This window comes from Vibrio sp. CUB2 (assembly GCF_001557945.1).
In the GTDB taxonomy this organism is placed as follows: Bacteria; Pseudomonadota; Gammaproteobacteria; order Enterobacterales; family Vibrionaceae; genus Vibrio; species Vibrio owensii.
Map to the genome: position 1 here is coordinate 387,993 of NZ_LNRB01000002.1, position 21,838 is coordinate 409,830.

21 protein-coding genes are annotated in these 21,838 nt (G+C 47.9%); 8 read left to right on the plus strand and 13 right to left on the minus strand.

The window, feature by feature from the left end; translation table 11 throughout:
- The first annotated feature begins 201 nt into the window (after positions 1-201).
- Positions 202-2,283, plus strand: a complete 2,082-nt coding sequence (gene recG, locus ATB78_RS04205) for an ATP-dependent DNA helicase RecG (RefSeq protein ID WP_061007884.1) — start codon at positions 202-204, stop codon at positions 2,281-2,283.
- A 234-nt stretch (positions 2,284-2,517) separates the two neighbouring features.
- A complete protein-coding gene (locus tag ATB78_RS04210) occupies positions 2,518-3,909 on the plus strand; it encodes a uracil-xanthine permease family protein (protein ID WP_039985618.1) in 1,392 nt (463 codons plus the stop codon).
- 78 nt (positions 3,910-3,987) lie between these two features.
- On the opposite strand, the gene envZ is transcribed toward ATB78_RS04210, so the two are convergent.
- Both envZ and ompR read right to left on the minus strand, forming a co-directional pair.
- Positions 3,988-5,280, minus strand: a complete 1,293-nt coding sequence (gene envZ, locus ATB78_RS04215) for a two-component system sensor histidine kinase EnvZ (protein ID WP_005430094.1) — start codon at positions 5,278-5,280, stop codon at positions 3,988-3,990.
- A gap of 125 nt (positions 5,281-5,405) precedes the next feature.
- On the minus strand, positions 5,406-6,125 hold the full coding sequence (ompR, locus tag ATB78_RS04220; protein WP_005430151.1) for a two-component system response regulator OmpR: 720 nt from the start codon (positions 6,123-6,125) through the stop codon (positions 5,406-5,408).
- A 214-nt stretch (positions 6,126-6,339) separates the two neighbouring features.
- Between ompR and greB the strand changes: the two genes are divergently transcribed.
- The gene (gene greB / locus ATB78_RS04225; protein WP_009707958.1) at positions 6,340-6,825 is read left to right on the plus strand and encodes a transcription elongation factor GreB; all 486 of its coding nucleotides are present in this window, start codon (positions 6,340-6,342) and stop codon (positions 6,823-6,825) included.
- A 72-nt stretch (positions 6,826-6,897) separates the two neighbouring features.
- Here greB and ATB78_RS04230 read toward each other — a convergent pair whose 3' ends face one another.
- Entirely contained in the window at positions 6,898-8,781 is a 1,884-nt protein-coding gene (locus ATB78_RS04230; RefSeq protein ID WP_155647746.1) for a RimK/LysX family protein, read from the minus strand.
- Between the two features lie 210 nt (positions 8,782-8,991).
- On the opposite strand from ATB78_RS04230, the gene ATB78_RS04235 reads away from it, so the two are divergent.
- Positions 8,992-11,313, plus strand: a complete 2,322-nt coding sequence (locus ATB78_RS04235) for a Tex family protein (protein WP_061007886.1) — start codon at positions 8,992-8,994, stop codon at positions 11,311-11,313.
- A gap of 124 nt (positions 11,314-11,437) precedes the next feature.
- Here ATB78_RS04235 and ATB78_RS04240 read toward each other — a convergent pair whose 3' ends face one another.
- Both ATB78_RS04240 and bioH read right to left on the minus strand, forming a co-directional pair.
- A complete protein-coding gene (locus ATB78_RS04240; protein ID WP_061007887.1) occupies positions 11,438-11,902 on the minus strand; it encodes a hypothetical protein in 465 nt (154 codons plus the stop codon).
- Positions 11,903-12,037: 135 nt separating this feature from the next.
- Positions 12,038-12,802 carry a pimeloyl-ACP methyl ester esterase BioH gene (gene bioH / locus ATB78_RS04245; RefSeq protein WP_039985659.1) on the minus strand — a complete coding sequence of 255 codons (765 nt, stop codon included), beginning with the start codon at positions 12,800-12,802 and terminating at the stop codon, positions 12,038-12,040.
- Positions 12,803-12,886: 84 nt separating this feature from the next.
- Here bioH and ATB78_RS04250 point away from each other — a divergent pair, with 84 nt between their 5' ends.
- The 4 genes from ATB78_RS04250 (at position 12,887) to cysQ (ending at position 15,911) form a co-directional block, all read left to right on the plus strand.
- Positions 12,887-13,612 carry a ComF family protein gene (locus ATB78_RS04250; protein WP_061007888.1) on the plus strand — a complete coding sequence of 242 codons (726 nt, stop codon included), beginning with the start codon at positions 12,887-12,889 and terminating at the stop codon, positions 13,610-13,612.
- A 97-nt stretch (positions 13,613-13,709) separates the two neighbouring features.
- Positions 13,710-14,294, plus strand: a complete 585-nt coding sequence (gene nfuA, locus ATB78_RS04255; RefSeq protein ID WP_005430072.1) for a Fe-S biogenesis protein NfuA — start codon at positions 13,710-13,712, stop codon at positions 14,292-14,294.
- Between the two features lie 175 nt (positions 14,295-14,469).
- Positions 14,470-15,036 carry an ADP compounds hydrolase NudE gene (gene nudE / locus ATB78_RS04260; RefSeq protein ID WP_005430103.1) on the plus strand — a complete coding sequence of 189 codons (567 nt, stop codon included), beginning with the start codon at positions 14,470-14,472 and terminating at the stop codon, positions 15,034-15,036.
- 47 nt (positions 15,037-15,083) lie between these two features.
- Positions 15,084-15,911, plus strand: a complete 828-nt coding sequence (gene cysQ / locus ATB78_RS04265) for a 3'(2'),5'-bisphosphate nucleotidase CysQ (RefSeq protein ID WP_005430183.1) — start codon at positions 15,084-15,086, stop codon at positions 15,909-15,911.
- A 290-nt stretch (positions 15,912-16,201) separates the two neighbouring features.
- Here the strand turns inward: cysQ and ATB78_RS04270 are convergent, their stop codons facing one another.
- Genes ATB78_RS04270 through gspG form a run of 8 tightly spaced genes read right to left on the minus strand, consistent with a single transcriptional unit; the run spans position 16,202 to position 21,833 of the window.
- Positions 16,202-16,963: a type II secretion system protein N gene (locus ATB78_RS04270; RefSeq protein ID WP_050914435.1), complete on the minus strand. Its 762-nt coding sequence runs from the start codon at positions 16,961-16,963 to the stop codon at positions 16,202-16,204.
- 1 nt (position 16,964) lies between these two features.
- Complete coding sequence (locus ATB78_RS04275; RefSeq protein WP_005430160.1) at positions 16,965-17,456, minus strand: type II secretion system protein M; 492 nt, start codon at positions 17,454-17,456, stop codon at positions 16,965-16,967.
- Positions 17,457-17,463: 7 nt separating this feature from the next.
- Positions 17,464-18,666, minus strand: coding sequence for a type II secretion system protein GspL (gspL, locus tag ATB78_RS04280; protein WP_061007889.1), 1,203 nt, complete (start codon positions 18,664-18,666; stop codon positions 17,464-17,466).
- Entirely contained in the window at positions 18,635-19,645 is a 1,011-nt protein-coding gene (gene gspK, locus ATB78_RS04285; RefSeq protein WP_005529099.1) for a type II secretion system minor pseudopilin GspK, read from the minus strand. Before gspK ends, gspL begins: the two co-directional genes overlap by 32 nt.
- Complete coding sequence (gspJ, locus tag ATB78_RS04290) at positions 19,638-20,354, minus strand: type II secretion system minor pseudopilin GspJ (RefSeq protein ID WP_155647748.1); 717 nt, start codon at positions 20,352-20,354, stop codon at positions 19,638-19,640. Before gspJ ends, gspK begins: the two co-directional genes overlap by 8 nt.
- Positions 20,355-20,376: 22 nt before the next feature.
- Entirely contained in the window at positions 20,377-20,772 is a 396-nt protein-coding gene (gene gspI, locus ATB78_RS04295) for a type II secretion system minor pseudopilin GspI (RefSeq protein ID WP_061007891.1), read from the minus strand.
- Positions 20,753-21,367 carry a prepilin-type N-terminal cleavage/methylation domain-containing protein gene (locus ATB78_RS04300; RefSeq protein ID WP_179946990.1) on the minus strand — a complete coding sequence of 205 codons (615 nt, stop codon included), beginning with the start codon at positions 21,365-21,367 and terminating at the stop codon, positions 20,753-20,755. The genes gspI and ATB78_RS04300 overlap by 20 nt, the downstream gene beginning before the upstream one ends.
- A gap of 22 nt (positions 21,368-21,389) precedes the next feature.
- The gene (gene gspG / locus ATB78_RS04305; RefSeq protein WP_005434493.1) at positions 21,390-21,833 is read right to left on the minus strand and encodes a type II secretion system major pseudopilin GspG; all 444 of its coding nucleotides are present in this window, start codon (positions 21,831-21,833) and stop codon (positions 21,390-21,392) included.
- Positions 21,834-21,838 lie beyond the last annotated feature (5 nt).

Below are 21,838 nucleotides of genomic sequence, written 5' to 3' on the forward strand. Positions count from 1 at the left end.
AGGCGAGAACGCTTTGCTTCGAGATAACATTATATCGTCAATCGATATGGCTCTTTCTCGCCTCACTGGTTAAGTTTGTTTCCGCGTTCTCGAATCTCAGAGCGTAAGCGTTCCCATATCCCTTTCTCTAACTTAATCCTGTACAAAAACACAGCTTAGTGGTTAACATACTGCTATGTTAACTATTTTCTTGAGCCCACTATGTCTGCCCAAATGTTATCTGCTGTTCCTTTAACCTCTCTGTCTGGAGTTGGCGCCAAAGTCGCAGAAAAACTCGCCAAAGTTGGCTTGCATAGCGTTCAAGATCTGCTGTTTCATCTTCCTCTTCGTTACGAAGATCGCACTCGCATTTACCCAATCGCCAAACTGCATGCCGGACTTTGGGCGGCAGTACAGGGCAAAGTCATGGCTGTCGATACTACTTTCGGCAAACGCAAAATGCTGACGGTAAAAATCAGCGACGGCAATGGCACCATTACCCTACGTTTTTTTAACTTTACTGCCGCGATGAAGAACAATTTCTCGAATGGTAAGTTAGTACACGCTTACGGTGAAATAAAGCGTGGTGGTATGGGCTTAGAGATTGTTCACCCTGACTACAAGTTTTATGTAAGTGAACAAAAGCCGGATGTGGAACAAAGCTTAACCCCCGTTTATCCAACCACCGATGGATTACGCCAAATCACTTTGCGTAACCTGACGGAACAAGCTTTATCACTCCTCGATAAAGCTGCTGTACAAGAGTTGCTGCCTTCTGGTTTGTACAATCACCAGATCACCATGTCGCAAGCATTGCATACGATTCATCGACCGCCTCCAACCATTAATTTGGATGAGTTTGATGAAGGTAAACACCCAGCTCAAATTCGTTTGATCATGGAAGAGTTACTGGCGCAGAACCTCTCTATGTTGGCAGTGCGCAGCAAAGGACAACAAGATGTTGCATTGCCTTTAGCGTCGTGTGACTCATTGAAAAAGCAGCTACTGGCTCAATTACCTTTCTCACCGACCAATGCCCAAGCACGAGTCGTCAAAGAAATTGAAGCTGACTTAGAGAAAACACACCCAATGATGCGCCTTGTTCAAGGTGACGTAGGCTCGGGGAAAACTCTAGTTGCTGCGCTTGCTGCCGTCAGAGCCATTGAACACGGCTATCAAGTCGCTTTAATGGCACCTACCGAATTGCTCGCCGAACAGCACGCGATTAATTTCGCCAATTGGTTCGAGAAAATGGGTATTCAGGTCGGTTGGCTTGCGGGTAAATTGAAAGGTAAAACCAAAGAAGCCGAACTAGCCCGAATTGCCAGTGGTGAAGCGAAAATGGTAGTGGGCACTCACGCTCTTTTCCAAGAGCATGTTGAGTTTCATCATCTTGCTTTGGTCATTATTGATGAACAGCACCGCTTTGGTGTCCACCAGCGCTTAGAGCTGCGCGAGAAAGGCGCGAAACAAGGCGCTTATCCACATCAGCTCATCATGACAGCAACGCCAATTCCGCGAACGTTAGCCATGACAGCTTATGCTGACTTAGAAACGTCGGTGATTGATGAATTACCGCCAGGTCGAACACCAATTCAGACGGTCGCAATTCCAGACACCAAACGCGATGATATCGTCGAACGAGTGCGCAATGCCTGCTTAAACGAAGGCAAACAAGCTTATTGGGTATGTACCTTAATTGATGAGTCTGAAGTCTTGGAGGCTCAAGCCGCCGCCGATACTGCAGAAGAGCTGCAACGTAAACTGCCTGACGTAAAAATTGGTCTCGTGCATGGACGAATGAAGCCCGCAGAGAAACAGGCGGTGATGCAAGATTTCAAAGACAACAAGCTGCATTTGCTGGTCGCAACTACGGTGATTGAAGTGGGCGTGGACGTGCCCAATTCCAGTTTGATGATCATCGAGAACCCAGAGCGCTTAGGTTTAGCTCAGTTGCACCAGCTTAGAGGTCGTGTTGGTCGAGGTTCAGTGGCGAGCCATTGTGTGTTGCTGTATCACTCACCACTATCAAAAACCGCCCAAAAACGTTTAGGCGTATTACGTGAAAGCAACGACGGCTTCGTGATTGCACAGAAAGACTTAGAGATTCGTGGACCGGGTGAGCTTCTTGGTACCAAACAAACTGGCTTGGCAGATTTTAAAATTGCCGACTTAGTGCGAGATCAGCGCTTAATTCCGGAAGTTCAACGCATTGCGCGTTACATTCATGACAACTACCCAACGAATGCGACAGCAATTATTGACCGTTGGTTAGGTGAGCGTGACATTTACTCTAAAGCATAAGAGATTAAGGCGAACAATTTAGTTCGCCTTTTCTTTTTAGCTCAAAGCAAACGTTTGCTTTTTGAATAAATCCCTCTATAATCGCGCTCAAAATTTATGGTGTGCACCTTGTCACATCAAACCAACCTGAGTTGACACTGATTAACAGCAATCACAGGTCATAACGTCAACTCCACCCAGCACTCCCATTCAGCGAGCTCTGGGGCAAGAATTATTGCGACTAGCGAGACAAACATGACAACTTCAAACCGAACTTCGGAACTGGTCTATCAGTTAAACGATCGTCCACCACTACCTCAGACCATTTTTGCTGCACTTCAGCACTTATTGGCGATGTTCGTAGCCGTTATCACCCCTTCTCTGATCATTTGTCAGTCTTTGGGTGTGCCTGCTGACCAAACCAACACCATCATCAGCATGTCACTGTTTGCATCTGGCGTGTCTTCCTTTATTCAAATCCGTACCTTTGGCCCTATCGGCTCTGGTTTGCTTTCAGTGCAAGGCACTAGTTTTAACTTCTTAGGTCCAATCATTGGTGCGGGTCTTTCTCTTAAAGCAGGTGGCGCTGATCTTAGCACCATGATGGCAGCGATTTTCGGCACTATCTTGGTGGCGTCTTTTGCTGAAATCCTGCTATCTCGCGTCCTAGAACACGCACGCCGCATCATCACGCCATTGGTATCTGGCATTGTCGTGACGCTTATCGGTCTAACACTTATCCAAGTAGGTTTGGTGTCAATGGGCGGTGGCTACGCGGCAATGAGCGACGGATCTTTCGGTAGCCTAGACAAGTTAGCTCTCGCTGGCACAGTACTTGGCTTGATCGTAATTCTTAACCGTTCAAAGAACCCTTACCTACGCGTAGCTTCTATAGTGATTGCAATGCTAGTTGGCTATGTCATGGCGTACTTCATGGGCATGGTCGACACCTCAACACTGGGCGAAACTGACCTCATCGCGCTGCCAATCCCAATGCAATACGGCTTAAGCTTCGACTGGTCGCTGTTTATTCCACTGGTTCTGATTTTCTTTATCACGGCACTAGAAGCGATCGGTGACATCACCGCGACGTCTGAAGTTTCCGGTGAGCCAGTGAAAGGTCCGGTTTACATGAAGCGCATCAAAGGTGGCGTATTGGCTGACGGTCTGAACTCAGCGATTGCTGCGGTATTCAACAGCTTCCCAAACTCTACCTTCAGCCAAAACAACGGCATCATCATGCTCACTGGCGTAGCAAGCCGTTACGTGGGTTACTTCATCTCAGGAATGTTGGTGATTCTGGGTCTTTTTCCGGGTGTAGCAAGCTTTGTTCAGCTGATTCCTGAGCCTGTACTGGGCGGCGCAACTATCGTGATGTTCGGTACCATTGCCGCTGCAGGCGTGCGCATCATCTCTCGTGTCGATCTCGATCGCCGCGCAATCCTTATTATGGCGCTGTCGTTCTCGATGGGTTTGGGCATTGCACAAAAACCAGAAATTCTGCAATTCATGCCTGAGTTTATTAAGAGTATTTTCTCAACGGGCGTGGCAGCAGGCGGCATCACCGCTATCGTACTGAACCTACTGCTTCCAGAGAAGCTGGAAGAGGAAGACGAGCTGGTTGCTCAAGAGGTAAAAGAATCCTAACCTTGCACTAGGATGATCGGAAAGCCCAACCAAACTTTGGTTGGGCTTTTTTATTGGAATCAATTGGACAAAGAAAGCTTACTTGGTTGGGAAGCTGATTTGTGCGCTTAACCCGCCTTCACTGCGGTTACGTACCACAACCGAACCAGAATGTTGGCTGACGATACGCTTCACAATGGCTAAGCCCAATCCGGTCCCTTCACTGCCTCGCGCCGTGTCACCACGAGTAAAAGGTTCAAACAGCTTGGCGATTTGCGACTGCTCGATGCCCGGGCCGTTGTCTTCAACGCACACCCACACCAACTGTTTGTCGGCAGTGACGCCCGTACTGATTTTCACCCAGCCATTACCATAACGCAGAGCATTGACCACGAGGTTACTCACCGCACGTTTGATCGCGATTGGGCTGCCTTTTGCGGTTGGCATCGTTGGGTTGAGATCCGTTTCAATTTCGACTTCATAACCCCCTTCCGACGTTGCGACATCGCTAGTGATAGTATTGATGTCCACCTGCTCAAACGACTCTTTATTTACTGGCTTGAGGTAGTCCATAAACTGACTGATGATCTCGTTACACTCTTCGGTATCACTGATGATACCTTCGGCTAAGTAACTGTCTTCAGGTGACATCATTTCTGTCGCAAGGCGAATACGCGTCAGTGGCGTACGCAAGTCGTGACTGATGCCTGCCATCAGTAGCGCACGATCTTCTTCCAGTTCTTGAATGCCTTTCGACATCTGGTTGAATGCGCGAGTTACAGAGCGGATTTCTGAAGCACCTTTCTCCGGTAACGGCGGCGGAATTTCACCTCGACCGACTCCTTTCGCAGCTTTTTCTAGCGCAATCAAAGGTCGGTTTTGTAAACGGATAAACAACCAGCCACCAGCAATGATCAGAAGCGCCATGATCAAGCTATTACGGAACAGCGGAGCAAAGTCTTCTTCTTGCAGTTCAGAAAGCGGAATACGGATGATGGAGTTAGGTAACTGATCGATGCGCATCCACAGAATGTAGCTTTCACTGCCAAGCAGCAAACGCACTTCTGTTGGTGAGCCGAGCTCTTGCGTCATCTCTTCCGACATCAAATCAATCGACATCGCATGATTGAACTCATTCATCATCTCGCTATCAACGCTGTGTACCGTCACACCCAAGTTTTCCAGCAGTTGGTGGCGCAGCGGAGCATCAGCTTTGAGTAGACCATCTTCATCGAGTACTAGATTCAACTCGTGGGCGAGAATTTTGTTGAACTGCTGCAAACTTGGCATCAACGCGTAGTTAAAAACGGCGTAGTAAGAAAAGACTTGGCTAGCGAGAAGCAAAGAGATGAACAGCAAAATGGATTGTGTAAATGAACTTCGGATTCGCATGGAGGATCCCTAATGGACTGTTCCTAGTGAACAACATTAATTGCGAGTTTCCAGCCCTCAAACAGGAAGGAGGCTTGAGGGTGGAATATGAGCAGCCGAGTATTATCGGCAGGCCTTAGAAGGTATTACGCTTCTTTGCCGTCTGGGACGAACACGTAACCCAAGCCCCATACCGTTTGGATGTAGCGTGGCTTGCTTGGGTCGTCTTCTAGCATGCGGCGTAGACGTGAGATTTGAACGTCGATAGAACGTTCCATCGCTGAGTACTCACGACCACGAGCCATGTTCATCAGCTTATCACGCGACATCGGCTCACGAGCGTTGGTCACTAGCGCTTTCAGCACTGCGAATTCACCCGAAGTCAGTGGCATCGCTTCATCACCACGGAACATTTCACGCGTACCTAGGTTCAGACGGAAGTCACCGAATTCAACCACTTTCTCTTCCGTGCTTGGCGCACCTGGCAGTTCAACCGTTTGTCGGCGAAGTACTGCTTTAATACGAGCCAGCAGTTCACGCGGGTTGAACGGTTTTGGTAGGTAATCGTCTGCACCCACTTCAAGGCCAACGATACGATCGACTTCATCGCCTTTCGCTGTCAGCATCAGAATAGGTAGCATGTTGTTAGCATGACGTAGACGACGACAAATCGATAAGCCATCTTCGCCCGGCAACATTAAATCCAACACCATAAGGTGGAAGTTTTCACGGGTCAGAAGACGGTCCATCTGCTCGCCGTTAGCGACACTTCTCACTTGAAAACCTTGCTCAGAAAGGTAACGCTCCAACAGAGCACGCAAACGAGCATCGTCATCAACCACTAATATTTTATGATTTTCCTGCATTGAAACATCCTTTCAGAGGCATCTATAGTCAAAAATGTATCACTGTTTTTTCAAACGTGCTTGTTCAAATTGTTACTCTTTTTATCTTAGCCACGGTTTTGATGAATTATTTCGATGTTTCGCATTATTTTTCTCCTCATCACAATAATTTACAGTCAGACAAAATCAAGGCTAATATGATCAACAGAATCCAATAACGGCTGATTTGCTTCTAATGAAAACCAATTTAATTACCCGTGAAGGCTACAATCGCCTAAAAACAGAACTCGACTTTTTATGGCGAGAAGAACGCCCAGAAGTCACCAAAAAAGTCACTTGGGCAGCAAGCTTGGGCGACCGAAGTGAAAATGCAGATTACCAATACAACAAAAAACGCCTGCGTGAAATTGACCGTCGTGTCAGATACTTACGAAAGCGTCTAGAGCAAGTCAAAGTGGTGGATTACTCACCTCAGCAAGAAGGCAAAGTGTTCTTTGGCGCTTGGGTGGAAATTGAGAATGAAGCGGGAGATGTGAAGAATTTCCGTATCGTTGGTCCCGATGAAATCTATGGTGATGCAAAAGGTTATATCTCGATTGATTCCCCAATGGCGCGTGCACTACTAAAAAAAGAAGTCGATGACGAGTTCGCAGTGAGAACGCCGGAAGGCTACAAAGAATGGTTTATCAATAGTATTCGCTACCAAGCCGAAGAAAACTGATTGAGTGACCCGATAAAAAGAAAGCCGCACTCTTTAGTGCGGCTTTTACGTTTTGGATATCAACCTTGAAGGTTACTCTTCGTAGTCAGGCTTCTCGGTCACAATGTAGTTGGTATCGCTGGCAACGATCGCACCGTGCTTCAAGAAGTTCTTACCCAGAATCATGCTGTAATGGAAGCGGCTACGGTCTTGTAAGTTAACGCGAATCTTCTTCTCTAGTTCGCCAAGCTTGACGTGCATTTCTACTACAGGGCGTACGTTGGCTTTCTCACCTTTCTTGGCTTTAATGCGCATCACGTCGACAACGGGCTTGGTAAACTCTTTCTTCATACCGCTGTCATTCTCGTAGGTGAAGCTCACCATGTCTTTGCCATCTTTCTTGAACTGTTTGATGTTCTTGGCATTAATTGAGCTCACATCCGCGCCTGTATCCAATTTCACAGGGAAAGACATGCCTTCCACTTCTGCCACTTCAATGTGACCAGCTCTGAACAGTGGACGCGCATCAAGTAAGTGGTCAGCGCGAGTATTCAGCAGCACTCCGCCTTTGGCCATGTTGTGGCCGAATACAAAGAACGGCTGCTCTTGGTCGTCTTTCTCTAAAACATCAATCGCGAAGTCGATGGTCTTCTCTTCGTCACCAAACAGGAATTCCCCCTCAACAACTGGGCGAACCGAATCACCGACTTTAAGCTTCTTCAGTACGCGTTTGGTAATTTTCTCTTCCTTGCCTTTCGAGCTTGGCAGGTAGAAGGTCACAACTTCTTTTTTGTCTTTCTCGGTCAGTTCAAAACCATCCACACGCAGCAACGGAGTCTTCACCGCAAATGTCGGATAAGCAGATAACACGTGACCATCGATATTCACTGTCTCTTCAGGAGAGATAACAAGAGGCTTCGATTTAAGCGCGCTCTTGAATGATTTCTCGACCCCGCCTAGCAAGTTCTCTTTATCGGTATCAATCACGAAGTGCTGACTTGCCACGTCTTTGCCCAAACGGATTTGCGAACTAAAGCCGCTGCGATCACGCAGATAGACCAGCCATTGTTGAGTCTCGGTTTCACTCACTTGCACTGGAAGGTAAACCAAAGGACGCTCACTCTTGCTGGTTTTCAGCATGCGAACAAGTGGCAGTGTCATTGGGTGACGCTTACCGTTTTCGCCTTCAAGGGTGAAAGAGACTTGTTTTTTCTTCTTATCGACCTTGATGTTCAGCGCATGGACGTTGGTGTAGCGACTGGTAGTAGAAATACTGATGCGATATGGCACGCCTTCAACATTCACCGTTTCTTTCTTACCGATCATTTGTGCATTTGGCTGCTCTTGCAGGTAATCATAACCAGCAAACACCCACGCGTTGTTATCGAGGTAAGTTTTACCAATCAAAATCGGCGCTGAAAATTGAGTACGCTTGGTCAGGTTGACTACGGTATCGACAGTGTGTCCTGCAATGGTCATCGGCATTTTTACCGTCGGGCGCAAAATTGGTTTTTCACTGGTACGGCTACGGATCGCACTGATGCGTTCAAGATCATCGGTGATCTTAATTTCTTTACCTGTGTACGGATGATGAATCGTAAAGCTCACGGTCACTTGGTAAGGTTTGAAGCTGTCTGAATCCCACTTGGCTTTCGTCCCACCAAGGTCATCGATGATCGCCCACATCAATTTGTCGTCTTTCAGACTTTTGTATTCAGGTTTGCTACTGCTCACGTGGATGTTTTCAGCGTGCATTGACGTGGTATCGGCGCCAGTATCAATCTTACCGATAAATGGCACATCGCTTAGCTCAGGAATGTCGCTGTAGTAAACACTTTCTACACGACCTAAAACCAGTTTGTCATCAAGTTGATAGATAGGATCTTGAGTGGTCGCAGAAAGGGGTTGCGACCAAGCGAACGGCGTCGCTAATAAGGCACTAGAGAGCGCCAAAGCCAAAGACATTTTCTTCATCATTGTTTTCCGTATGAGCTAAGGTACAGGGGTTAGTCGATAACCAAATGTATAAGTTCTCAATTTAATTACAGTTTTGACACAAATCTGACTGATGTCCACCAGCGCTCGGTAAATTTTTGAGTTACTAGTTTAAAACATTGCAAATTCCATGAATGACCCCAATGTTCTATACACAACCAATACCCAAACAGAATTAAAGAGAATACACGGATGAGCCAAGCTATCTGTCGCATGATTGCTCAAGAGCTGAATGTTCGCCCTGAGCAAGTCAACGCTGCTGTAACCCTTATTGATGACGGTAACACGGTCCCATTTATTGCACGTTACCGTAAAGAGGTGACGGGCGGCCTTGATGATACCCAACTGCGTACTCTAGACAGCCGTCTGTCTTACCTTCGTGAACTGGACGATCGCCGTCAGACCATCCTGAAATCGATCCAAGAGCAAGGCAAACTTACGCCAGAGCTAGAACAAGAGATCACTCAGGCAGACAGCAAGACTCGTCTTGAAGACTTGTACCTACCTTACAAACCAAAGCGTCGCACCAAAGGTCAGATCGCGATTGAAGCCGGTCTTGAGCCGCTCGCAGACCAGCTTTGGAATCATCCGCAAACTGAGCCAGAAAGCGAAGCAAGTAAATACCTTGATGCAGACAAAGGCGTGGAAGACACCAAAGCCGCACTGGATGGCGCTCGCGCGATCATCATGGAGCGCATCGCGGAAGACGCAAACCTGCTAGAAAAAATTCGTGGTCACCTAAACCGCAATGCGGAAATGGGTGCTCGCGTCGTTGAAGGCAAAGAGCAAGAAGGTGAGAAGTTTAAAGATTACTTCAACCACAACGAGCCATTAAGCAAAGTACCATCGCACCGCGCACTGGCGATGCTACGTGGTCGTAACGAAGGCTTCCTGACATTGGCAATGAATGCCGATCCAGAACAGGAAGAAGGCGCTCGTCAGTCTTACTGCGAAACAATTATCGCTGACCACTATGGCGTGACACTTAGCAGCGCACCTGCGGATACATGGCGTAAGCAAGTGATCGGCTGGGCATGGCGCATCAAAGTATCGATGCACATGGAAACCGAGCTAATGGGCGCAATGAAAGAGCGCGCAGAAATCGAAGCGATTGAAGTATTTGCCACCAACCTAAAAGACTTGTTGATGGCTGCGCCTGCAGGTCCTCGTGCAACACTTGGTCTCGATCCGGGTCTGCGCACGGGCTCTAAAATCGCTATTGTCGATCCGACTGGTAAAGTGCTTGCAACCGAAACCATCTACCCTCACCCACCACAAAAGCAATACGACAAATCAGCGCAAATCGTTGATCACTTGGTGCGCAAGTACAACGTGGATTTGATTGCGATCGGTAACGGTACGGCTTCACGTGAAACCGACAGTTTTGTCGCAGACGTCATCAAACGTGGCAACCTGAAAGTTCAGAAGATCATTGTGAGTGAAGCGGGTGCATCGGTTTACTCAGCATCCGAGCTTGCAGCGAGAGAATTCCCAAATATGGACGTGTCTCTGCGTGGTGCAGTGTCGATTGCTCGTCGTCTGCAAGACCCACTGGCTGAGCTAGTGAAAATCGATCCTAAGTCGATCGGTGTGGGTCAGTACCAGCACGATGTTAGCCAATCAATGCTAGCAAAACGCCTAGATGCGATTGTGGAAGACTGTGTAAACGCGGTCGGTGTTGATGTGAACACCGCTTCTGCGGCGCTACTGACGCGCGTAGCGGGCTTGTCGAGCACCATCGCGCAGAACATTGTCGACTTCCGCGATGAAAACGGTCGCTTCGAAGCTCGTACAACCTTGAAGAAAGTACCTCGTTTAGGTCCTAAGGCATTCGAGCAGTGTGCAGGCTTCCTACGAATCATGGATGGTAAGAACCCTCTTGATGCGTCTGCGGTTCACCCAGAAGCGTACCCGGTGGTAAAAGCAATTTCTGAAAAGAACAACAAAGACATCAAAGCACTGATTGGTGATTCAAGCTTCCTAAAAGGTCTGCATGCGGTCGATTACACCGACGATAACTTCGGTGTGCCAACCATTACAGACATCATCAAAGAGCTAGACAAGCCGGGTCGTGACCCGCGTCCAGAATTCAAAACGGCAACGTTCGCAGAAGGCGTAAACTCAGTTTCTGACTTGGAACCGGGCATGATTCTAGAAGGCGTGGTGTCTAACGTAGCCAACTTCGGTGCCTTTGTTGATATCGGCGTTCACCAAGACGGTCTCGTACACATTTCTGCACTGACAGATCGCTTTGTGTCGGATCCACGTGAAGTGGTGAAAGCAGGCGACATAGTCAAAGTCAAAGTAATGGAAGTGGACGTGCAGCGTAAGCGTATTGGTCTATCGATGCGTATGAACGACGAACCGGGTCAAGACAACCGTAGCCAACGCTCATCAGCAGCGCCGCGTCGTAATGACCAACCGCAACGTCGTCAGCCTCGCCGTGATGACTCGTCATCTAACAGCTCAATGGGCGGTGCTTTTGCGGCGGCGTTTGCTAAAGCGAAAAAGTAATCTCGTCTAAGCTTCACCACTAATAACGAGGCTTCACCGCTAACTCGTGTTCATAGCTAAAAAGAAAACGCTCCAATCAGTTGATCTGCTTGGAGCGTTTTTATTTGAGTAGGATATTGAGTCGTCATAATACTGCTATCACTTCTGACGGTGTATGGGGCGCGACCGAGTGACCATAATGAAACTTAATCACCTTCCTGCGCTTTTCCATCAATCCCTCTTTGACCGCAGCATCCAAAATGCGCTTAGGTAATCGAAAGCGTATCGCGTAACCCTTACCCTGATCTTCGCTGTAACTCTTGAGCGCAAGCAAACCGAACAGACGTTCTAGCGTGTCTTCCGGTTCTTCGTGATAACGGGTATCCACCTCGGGTTCCACTTCGTAGTCTGGATGCTCCGATGGGTCCCACGAGGATTGGCGTCGCCGCTTCTCATCACTTTTTACTTTGCGCTCCGCATTGGTTTTCGCCAGTGCGACTGTTGGCGTCACAGGTTCTCGGACTTTATTTTCACGAGCAGCTTGTTCCGTCTGCACATTAACGGATGGGGCGATCAGTGGCACGCTTACGTTAGCCGATGACACAATCATTGCGAACCCTCCTCAGAGTCGCCCAACTCGTCAATACAGCAAACTCCTCCCACAAGAAGAGTTCGCTAAAACTTATATCGACCAATTTTTAAGCAGCTTTAGGGTTTTATTCGCTTAGATTTGTAGGCTCGCTAATTAAGCAGCAAATTCTCGCACTTGGAGACAAAACGCTTCATGTTCGGTCATGAACGGCGCATGAGAAGATTGGTTGAAAACAAACTGCTGAGTACTCGGCAACTGCTCACTCAAGTCACTTGCCACTTTGATTGGTACTAAACCATCAAGTCGACCATAAAGGCGCAGCATCGGCATCGAAAGAGAGGCCAAAGCATCGCGCAAATCCACATCGGCAAGAATATTCAAACCAACCAACAAGGAATCAGGGTTTGGCTGCGGACGCGATAGTACGGCTTGTTTGAGTTGTTTTACGTCTTTGCGCGCAGACGGACTGCCCATCGCTTGCAGCGCCATAAAACGCTCAATAGTGACAGAGAAGTCTTCCAGCAATTGATCGGTGAATGCGGTTAACACGTTAGGTTGAATGCCACGCCAAGGACGTTCAGCAGCAAATTTTGGTGAACTGGCTACCGTGATTAACTTACTTACACGCTGCGGAGCATTAAGTGCAATGTGGGTTGCCACCAAGCCACCTAATGACCAGCCAAGCCAGACTGCTTTCTCTGGTGCGTCTTGCAGAACAAGGTCAGCGATTTTTGCTAAGTCTTCGGCGTGGGATTCTGCGCTGTGTCCGTACCCCGGAAGATCGACCACATGCACTCGGAAATAAGGTTGAAGAGACTCGACGGTCTGCTGCCATACCGCACCATTCATACCCCAACCATGAAGCAACACCAAATCTGGTCCTTGACCAAATGACTGCCAGTGTAAATTCGTGCTCATGCTCTCGTTCTCTCCCACTTATCTTATTCCTTACCACGCAATCCAAGCTTTAGTCTGGTGACTCGCTCACCTCGGATGGATTGTATGTTATCTCATCAATGGCAAAACATCATGCATCGCGTACTTGGCAGCCAATGTGGTTTGTGTCGATTTCCCATGCCTCACCGCCAAACGCCCAACCTAATGCGTTGGTGTGACAGCTGTTTTGACCACCTCACACCAATTGAGCGCTGTATGCGTTGTGGTTTAAAAATGACAGAAAAGGAATCACAAGCCGCAACAGAGTGTGGAGAATGCCTGAAAGAACCACCACCATGGCAGCGTTTGTATACCTTGGGTGATTATGACTTCCCGCTCTCTCAACAAGTACAGCGTTTTAAAGATCACGGCGAAGTCTGGCATGTGGGCGCGCTCACTCAATTATTAGCAGAGCGAGTTGAGCAGCCTGCCCCAGTGATTACAAGTGTGCCCGTTCACTGGCAGCGCTTCTTAAAACGAGGTTTCAACCAGAGCCACATCTTGGCCAAACACCTCGCCCATCATTTAGATGTGCGCTATGAAAACAAGGTATTTAAACGCGTCAAAAACGTCCAATCACAACGAGGAAACAAAAAAGCCAGTCGCGAGCAAAATTTGCAAGGGGCATTTGCCCTACAAGGTGAGGTGGACTTTTCCCACGTCGCGATTGTGGATGATGTGGTTACAACAGGTAGTACGGTCCGACAATTATGTCATTTACTACTTGAAGTTGGCGTAGAAAGCATCGATATTTACTGCATCTGCAGAACTCCTGCGCCCGGTTCGCTCTAGATCGCTTCGCCATGTCTTAGCATCAAAAAGACTAGACCGAGGCGTTAACAGGAGTAGAATAGCAGCAATAGCCTACAAATTTACTCAGGTATTCGTCGTGTCAAATATTACTATTACAGAAACTGCGCAAACGCATTTCGCCAACCTTTTAGGCCAACAACCTGAAGGCACTAACATCCGAGTTTTCGTTGTTAACCCAGGAACCCAAAACGCAGAGTGTGGCGTATCTTACTGCCCACCAGAAGCGGTTGAAGGCACTGACACAGAAATCCCTTACAGCGGTTTCTCGGCATTCATTGACGAGCTAAGCCTACCGTTTCTAGAAGACGCTGAAATCGACTTTGTGACAGACAAAATGGGCTCTCAGCTAACGCTAAAAGCGCCAAACGCAAAAATGCGTAAAGTGTCTGACGATGCACCGCTTGTAGAGCGTGTTGAGTACGTAATCCAAACTCAAGTGAACCCGCAACTTGCAGGTCACGGTGGTCATGTAAACCTAGTTGAAATCACAGACGATGGCATCGCAATCGTTGCATTTGGCGGTGGTTGTAACGGCTGTTCAATGGTCGATGTGACACTAAAAGAAGGCATTGAAAAAGAGCTTCTTAATCAATTCGTTGGTGAACTGACAGCAGTTCGCGATGCAACTGAGCACGATCGTGGTGATCACTCTTACTACTAAGTCGTTCATGGCTTGCTAGTAATGCATATCGACGAGAAATGGGAGGCGTTTGCCTCCCATTTTTGTTTTCAATTGAGTTAAGCTGAATCATCACGCTAGAAACTCGAGCTTTCTTCTCATATATTAAGAAATCTCATTTCCCTCGATGAGTTAACGACACTAAGGAGCCAGCGTTATGTCGAAAAGGACCCCACCAGAGATTCTCTCTTGTCAGACGGTCGCACAATCTAAGCTGTTTGCTGTGGAAGCCCTCGACCTTCGCTTCTCTAATGGCGAGCTGCGTACTTATGAACGCATGAAACCAAGTGGTCGCGATGCCGTGATGGTTGTGCCTGTCACTGAGCAAGGTGACTTACTGTTAGTACGCGAGTACGCGGCAGGCACAGAACGCTACGAACTGGGCTTTCCGAAAGGTCTTATCGACCCAGGAGAGACACCATTACAAGCGGCCGATCGAGAGTTAAAAGAAGAAATTGGTTTTGGCTCTCATGAGCTAACGCCATTAAAACAGGTGATCCTTGCACCTTCTTACTTCTCCAGCAAAATGACACTGTTCTTAGGACAGAGCCTATACCCTGAGAAACAAGAAGGTGACGAGCCAGAACCATTAGAAATCGTTCGCTGGCCATTAGCGCAAGCGGAAGAACTATTAACGCACTTAGATTTTTGTGAAGCACGAAGCATCACAGCGTTGATGTTGGCACTGAAACACTTACAAAACACCACTCACAAACAAAACTAATCGCAGCCGAAGAGCTGGACCATAATTGTGAGAAAGGACCATTACTTATGCCAATGACAAAAGATTTATCTCACCTGCTCCCGCAAGTCATCGAAATTGCTCGCAGCGCGGGACAATTGATTCTCGATATTTACGAGAAAAAGCAGTACGAAGCTTACACCAAAAGTGACGAGACCCCAGTCACCAGTGCTGATATCGCAGCGCACAAATTGATCACCGAGCGTTTAAGCGAACTTACGCCAGATATCCCCGTGCTTTCTGAAGAAGCCGCGGACATCAGCTTAGAGCAACGTGCGCAATGGGAACGCTACTGGTTGGTTGACCCACTTGATGGTACACAAGAGTTCATCGCGCGCAGCGGTGACTTCGCGACCATTATCGCCCTTATCGACAACAACAAGCCAACCATGGGTGTGGTTTACGGTCCGGTTTCTGGCGTGACTTATTATGCATACAACGGCAAGGGCGCGTGGAAGATTCCAGACATGTCTGAGAGCGTGAAAATCCACACTCACAAACATGAACAACCTGGGCAAAACATCGCTATCGCAATCAGCCGTCGCCAAGACATCAACCGCATCACGAGCCGCATGAGTAGCGCTTGGAACTATGATTTAATTCCACTCGGCTCTGCCGCACTTAAAGCGTGCCTTGTCGCTGAAGGTGCAGTGGACTGTTACTTACGTCTAGGTCCAACTGGCGAGTGGGATACCGCTGCTACACAATGCATTGTAGAAGAAGCGGGCGGGCGAATTCTTAGTACGCAACTTGAACCGCTGTCTTACAATGAGCGCGAGACGTTGGAGAACCCGAACTTCATCGTACTGGGTGACGCGGATTTACCTTGGGATGAGATTCTCCAGCGCAAAGATTAACCCCAATCCAATCAGCCCCATTGCTAGATTTTAAAAGGCCACGAATCGAGTTCGTGGCCTTTCTTTTTTCTTCTTGTACAGCGATAGAAGTATTTGGCCTACTATGATCTAAATACTTCCTTAGCTGTACACACTTAAATTATTCAATTAAAAATCAATAATTTACTCCAAGACCCATAATCAGCTGGATTTCTTGTACAGCGAATAGAGGGTTTGGCCTACCATGATCCAAAAGCAAAAAGAGCTGCACACTGGCAGCTCTTTGATAATGTTCTGAATGACAGATTTGGCTAGAAACGCCCTTTGTAATCAAACTCGTATTGCCCTTGAGCGTTTGGATTACCTAACCATTTCAGCTGGTCACTCATGCCTGATGGGAACTCTGCTCCTGGCTTAAACCACGCTTTGGTAGAGTAACGTTGATTTGGCATTAGCTCAGCAGAAAACGCCGCCGATACTTGCTTGCTCTTTTGCTCACCCGATGCCGAAAGCACACTGTCTTTACAGTTTAAATCAGCAATGACAGGGCCTAGTTCAAGACTGCCAAGTGGGCTTTGAATACCACTTGCGCTCCAAACTAGCGTGCCTTCAGCCGTCTTACACCAAGGTGCCGCATACGTCGCATGACGGATGTTCAACTCAAGCTGCCCATCCACACCAACAGGTACAGGAAGGCGAGCTTGCTCCACCACTCTGGCTGCTGGAATCGACGCCACTAAGTTTTCTGCGTATGGACCGCTGGTAAGACTGTAGCCAACCAAGCCACGTCCACGCACGTCCATATCGCTCCCACGACCAAAACGTACCGCGAATTCTGCTTTACCAGTAAATAGACCTGAAAGTTGGAAGTCCCAGTTCACTTCACCTAAGTTTTGACGCTGCCAACGCACATTGGATGCACTGCCTTGCCAAACCGTGCCTTGCGCACCTTGAATATCCAAACCTCTTACCGTCGGCACTTGTTGCAATACCCAAGAGATTGGCAAGCCAGCGATCAAACTGGTCGAGAAAAAGGCAATAAAAATCACCACATAAAGAACGGCTTTCTTCACCTTAACCTCGCTTAAATTGCAGGCGGTTTACGTCAATCATACCGGCTTGGTCGGTACGGTCGATGTCTAGGAATTCCACCTCAATCCCTTGTTGTTCTTTTAGATAACGCAACCAATCCACCATCTGGTTAAACGCCAATGGTTTGATCCACACTTGGACACTGTCATTACGCGGCTGTACGCGAATGAGCTCAACTTTGTAACGGCGAGCCGATGAGGAGACTACTTGGTTCAATGGTTGATTAGAGAAGCTGACACCACCGCTTTTACGTAGTGCGGTAATATCATCGGCTTTGTTTTGCACCCACGTTAATAGCTGCTTTTCACTTTGAATTCGAGACTGCGCTAGCTCTGCACGTTGATTCATTGGCTGCAAGATGCCCCAATAAATGATACCTAGCACAGCAATTGCGCCACAGCCCATCACCAAACGTTGTTCACGCTGTGAGATGCTACTCCACCAAGTTTGAGCTTGTGCGATTAAGTTTTTCATCATCACCTCACTGACGCTTCAACACGAAGCTGCCCATCACAACATTGCCGTTGCGGTTCAGCTGACCTTGTTCAACGTTAAACTTCTCTGCCAATTTCACACGAGCTTGCTCGAATGGCTGGAAGTCAGAGCTGCTCGCTTGAATACGAACTTCGCCACGTTGACCATCATATTTGAAGCTAGTGATCTGAAGATCATTAACCTGACCTAATGTCGAAGGCAGTGCCGCGATCCAAGATAGCATCGCCACATCACTCGAACCACCAGACAGACGACGCTCTTCATCGGTCATCTGACGCTTCAAGTAACTAACGGTAGGAATGCGTTTTTTATTCGGGAAAACTTGGCGGAAGATACGTTCACTCTCTTCACGATACGCTTGGGCCTGTGCTTCGTACTTATGCACCATCAACAACTGCTGACCAACCAACACGACAAGTAATACACCCGCAGCAATCGCGGCCTTTTGCCAAACCTTAACGTACTTACCCCAAGAGGATTTTGGCTTGAAAGTACCAGTCAGTAGGTTGACCTTGCTTTCTGTCGTTCCTTTCGCCAGAAGCGCCATCGCCATTTCTTCTGGCTTAGCGATCCAAATGTCTGACACTGCAGATTCAGGCACAGAACTGTAGCAATCGAGCTTCCAGCCTTCATGACTTTGTAAGTAAGAGGATAAGTACAGGTCAAGCCAAGACGCATCGACAACCGCACCTTGATTTTGAGAATGACGAATCAGCCATTGCTCGCCCAGTTGGACGGCAGAACTGCTTTCTTCGTCAACAGGCATCGCAAGAACATCAGGCAGCATGCGCTTGATAACAAGGCCTTGGCTGGAGAAACGCTGCAAAATGGTTTGAATCCAAGCACGCTCGACAGCACACACTCGTGCTGCTTCCGCTTGCTTGTCTAATACTGTGAAATGCAGGTTGTCCACGTCTTGCGCGACTTCATCTTCCACCAAATAAGGCAGCATGCTGTCAAACTGACGCGCAGCACCTGGCGGAATATCCACTTTTGTTAACACAACATCATTACTCGCCAGTAGCGCCACAATTTGTCGCTGATCGGCGTAAGCAACCAGTTCGTCCAGATGTTCCCATCCGGCAAGCTCACCACTGGCAATCACTTCTTGCTGTTGTGTCGACCATACCAACCATGGAATGGTACTTTGTTGTTCGCTACTCAGCCGAACGGTCAGAAACTCGCTCACTGATTCCTCCAAAACGACGGCGAACGACAGTCACCGTTTCTCTATCTGTACTTTGTAAAAGGCTACGGAGGCGTACTCGGGATTCATCCACCAGTACTTGAACATCCAGCTCAAAGAAAGCGCTGTCGACTCCTAAGTAACCTTTGGCATTTTTCTTTACGTCATCGCTTAAGCCAGCTAATTCTGACTCAGACAAAAATTCATCTACGCTGTCCCAACCATCAAAAGGACGCTTTTCTATCAACTGCACCGCATCGCTGCTGCTAAGGCCCGGCGTGAACATTGCCACCAAAATAGGCGCTTGTTCGACTTCAATGGTATTGATGTTCAAGCGCCAGTCATCGCTAGGGAGCGCACAGACCATTGGGGCTATCTTCTGGTAAATATCCCCACTCACTTGGTAAACCGCTCGCAGTTCACTGGCATCGGCCATCCAACCATTCGGTGGCAGGTATTGCGGTTTCATCGCTTCATAAGTGCTGTCTTCAACACCAGCCGTAGAGCGCACCGTGCTGTCACTATCCACGTATTCCCACGTCGAGTCTGCAATCACTTCAGCTTGATAAGGTTCAACGTCTTTCTCTTCCATCAATCGTTGGAAGACTTGTACTAAGTATGGACGATTTGTCGAATCCCCGGAGGGTTGTACACTCGCTAACACGTTCAAATTGAAGCAGGCTTGTTTATCGATGATGCGGCCAGCGGCTTGACCATAATCCAACGGGTAGACCTGCTCTTTTATCGCCCAGGGCTGACTTAAGTTGATGTTATCGTCGTCTTCATAGCTCTGTTCGATACCAATCTCAGCCAACGCTTCTACCCCCAAGCTATACCAGTAAGCTTGTTGGTAATTAATTTGATTCGAACCACGCTGAAACTGCAGAAACAATCGCTCTGACATGCTTGCGGCTATCGTGGTCATGATGGCAAGTAACATCAGCACGATAAGGAGCGCGACCCCACGTTGACGACTAGCCATTACTGCCTCCAGATGAATCGTTCCCATCAGATGAACTGTTACCACCGGATGAGTTGCTGTCTCCTGATGAATTGCCACCACCAGAGTTATCTTGACCACTTGATACCAGTTTTCCATTTGGTGTCAGGTAAGTACGAGAGATCTCTCCGTAGTCTTTCAGCTTCAATATCACAGACACAGCTTTGGGTAACTCACTGCCGTTTTCCCACGTTTTCTTCCATGATTTTCCATCAAAGAAGCGCATATCGAATTCTTCGACATTGGTAAGCAATGGCGTCACAATGCCTTCTTGCCCTGTTGGCGTATCTGGGTAGCGCCACCACACACGTTGCAGCACTTCATCTTTAATGCGGTAGCCCACTTTCGTGACTTCACCACGTGGAAATTGCTGTTGTGGGTTGTGCCAACCCAAACGCGCAAACAGCACGCCTTTCGCATCCGAATCCAGCAGGTATTCGGACCAAAACAGCAGCTGCTTTGATGGCTCTTCACCATTGGTGCGCACCTGGCGCATGGCCATCTGACGGAAGTCATTATCCATCATCACCATCGCACGCTGCAGTTCATTCAAGCGTTGGGTGCGTTCTTGCGACAGAACATTACTGCGCTGCACTTGCGATACGACTTGGTAAGCGGCCACGCTCATGCTGGCAAAAATCGCAATCGAAACCAGTACCTCAATCAAGGTAAAACCTCGATTTGATTTCATTGTTGGCGCCTTATATCGCTTATTACTCAGCAACATAACTTCTCACCGTGACAACAGGGCTCGCTTCTTTCTCAGTTGCGACGCTGACATCAAATGCTTTCAGCAATGGCTGCGCGGTGGCAACAGGAGTGACCTTCCAATACCAAGTACGCCCCGCCAACTCTTCAGTGCCTTTTTTGGCTTTGAGTTTTTCCGTCGAGAGCATCACATTGGCCATTTGGTTATCCACAACCATGGCTGCAAACATTTTTTCTTCTAAATAACTGACGGTATTGATGTGCTGGCTCACTGAGCGAATCACACTGATCGCTGCCGTTGCGAAGATCGCTAGAGCGACCAACACTTCAAGTAATGTCATACCTCGCGTGTTGCGGTGCGACGAGCCAATACGGCTTGGCTTAGAATATCGAATTGTCATCGTCTTCCGCTTCTTCCCCAGGCGCTAACAATTTGATTTCGCCTGTTTCTTTACCAATGATTCGCCAACCATCGTTGAATGCATCTCCTTCTTCAGGAAAGAAAGATAGGGTGAATGGCGTAATCTCAGCACTTGAGAAAATGAACACTTGAGGTGGTTTCACTTTCTTCTTCTCTTTGTCCTCTTCCTCGGCAAACATGTCTTCATCAAACAGAGAGCCAGGTTCGAACAATCGATCGTCTTTATCCCAAGCACCACCGCCTAAATCCAATTGCAATGAAATATCCCCTTCGAGTTTTGTCTCACTTGGGATTTGCTTTAACTCAAGTGGTTGCCAACCATCTTGGGTCAAGCTCAACAAGGTGTAGGTGGATTTAACATCATCAACGCGCAGACCAAAGTCTTTGCCACTTAACACGGCTTCTTCATTGAGCAGTTGTAAGCGTTGAAAAAAACTGTGCGCGTATTGTTTGGAAAGGTCTTTCTGACTAGTAGGCAAGGTAGCGATCACCGCCACGGCGGTAAGAGATAACAAAACCAGCACCAATAGAATTTCTATCAATGTAAAACCGAGATGTTTTTGCATTTGCTTCATTAGTGCTGGTTTCAGCTAGCGCTTATTGGAAATCTTGCATGTTCCAGTTGCCGATATCTGCAGCTGGACCTTCACCGCCCTCTTGGCCGTCAGCGCCTAGAGTAAAGATATCAATCGTGCCATTGTCCCCAGGGCTTAGGTATTGGTACTCGTTACCCCATGGATCAGATGGAAGACGTTTGATGTAACCACCGTCACGGTAGTTGCGCGGCTCTGGGTTAGATGGTTTGTTCACCAATGCATCTAAACCTTGGTCAGTCGTTGGGTAAACGCTGTTATCCAACTTGTACATGTCCAACGCGTTTTCCAATGCCACGATGTCTGTGATCGCTTTCTGTTGGTCTGCTTTTTCTTTGTTACCTAGCAAGTTAGGAACAACAACACTCGCCAAAATACCTAGGATAACCACAACAACCATCACTTCTAGAAGTGTAAAGCCTTGTTGCTTACTGCGTTTAAATTTCATTATTT

What these genes read in the sequence shown, in the direction of transcription:
- recG (WP_061007884.1), top strand. Translation starts at nt 202, where the DNA reads ATGTCTGCCCAAATGTTATCTGCTGTTCCTTTAACCTCTCTGTCTGGA.
- ATB78_RS04210 (WP_039985618.1), top strand. Translation starts at nt 2,518, where the DNA reads ATGACAACTTCAAACCGAACTTCGGAACTGGTCTATCAGTTAAACGAT.
- envZ (WP_005430094.1), bottom strand. Translation starts at nt 5,280, where the DNA reads ATGCGAATCCGAAGTTCATTTACACAATCCATTTTGCTGTTCATCTCT.
- ompR (WP_005430151.1), bottom strand. Translation starts at nt 6,125, where the DNA reads ATGCAGGAAAATCATAAAATATTAGTGGTTGATGACGATGCTCGTTTG.
- greB (WP_009707958.1), top strand. Translation starts at nt 6,340, where the DNA reads ATGAAAACCAATTTAATTACCCGTGAAGGCTACAATCGCCTAAAAACA.
- ATB78_RS04230 (WP_155647746.1), bottom strand. Translation starts at nt 8,781, where the DNA reads ATGATGAAGAAAATGTCTTTGGCTTTGGCGCTCTCTAGTGCCTTATTA.
- ATB78_RS04235 (WP_061007886.1), top strand. Translation starts at nt 8,992, where the DNA reads ATGAGCCAAGCTATCTGTCGCATGATTGCTCAAGAGCTGAATGTTCGC.
- ATB78_RS04240 (WP_061007887.1), bottom strand. Translation starts at nt 11,902, where the DNA reads ATGATTGTGTCATCGGCTAACGTAAGCGTGCCACTGATCGCCCCATCC.
- bioH (WP_039985659.1), bottom strand. Translation starts at nt 12,802, where the DNA reads ATGAGCACGAATTTACACTGGCAGTCATTTGGTCAAGGACCAGATTTG.
- ATB78_RS04250 (WP_061007888.1), top strand. Translation starts at nt 12,887, where the DNA reads ATGTTATCTCATCAATGGCAAAACATCATGCATCGCGTACTTGGCAGC.
- nudE (WP_005430103.1), top strand. Translation starts at nt 14,470, where the DNA reads ATGTCGAAAAGGACCCCACCAGAGATTCTCTCTTGTCAGACGGTCGCA.
- cysQ (WP_005430183.1), top strand. Translation starts at nt 15,084, where the DNA reads ATGCCAATGACAAAAGATTTATCTCACCTGCTCCCGCAAGTCATCGAA.
- ATB78_RS04275 (WP_005430160.1), bottom strand. Translation starts at nt 17,456, where the DNA reads ATGAAAAACTTAATCGCACAAGCTCAAACTTGGTGGAGTAGCATCTCA.
- gspK (WP_005529099.1), bottom strand. Translation starts at nt 19,645, where the DNA reads ATGGCTAGTCGTCAACGTGGGGTCGCGCTCCTTATCGTGCTGATGTTA.
- gspJ (WP_155647748.1), bottom strand. Translation starts at nt 20,354, where the DNA reads ATGAAATCAAATCGAGGTTTTACCTTGATTGAGGTACTGGTTTCGATT.
- gspI (WP_061007891.1), bottom strand. Translation starts at nt 20,772, where the DNA reads ATGACAATTCGATATTCTAAGCCAAGCCGTATTGGCTCGTCGCACCGC.
- ATB78_RS04300 (WP_179946990.1), bottom strand. Translation starts at nt 21,367, where the DNA reads ATGAAGCAAATGCAAAAACATCTCGGTTTTACATTGATAGAAATTCTA.
- gspG (WP_005434493.1), bottom strand. Translation starts at nt 21,833, where the DNA reads ATGAAATTTAAACGCAGTAAGCAACAAGGCTTTACACTTCTAGAAGTG.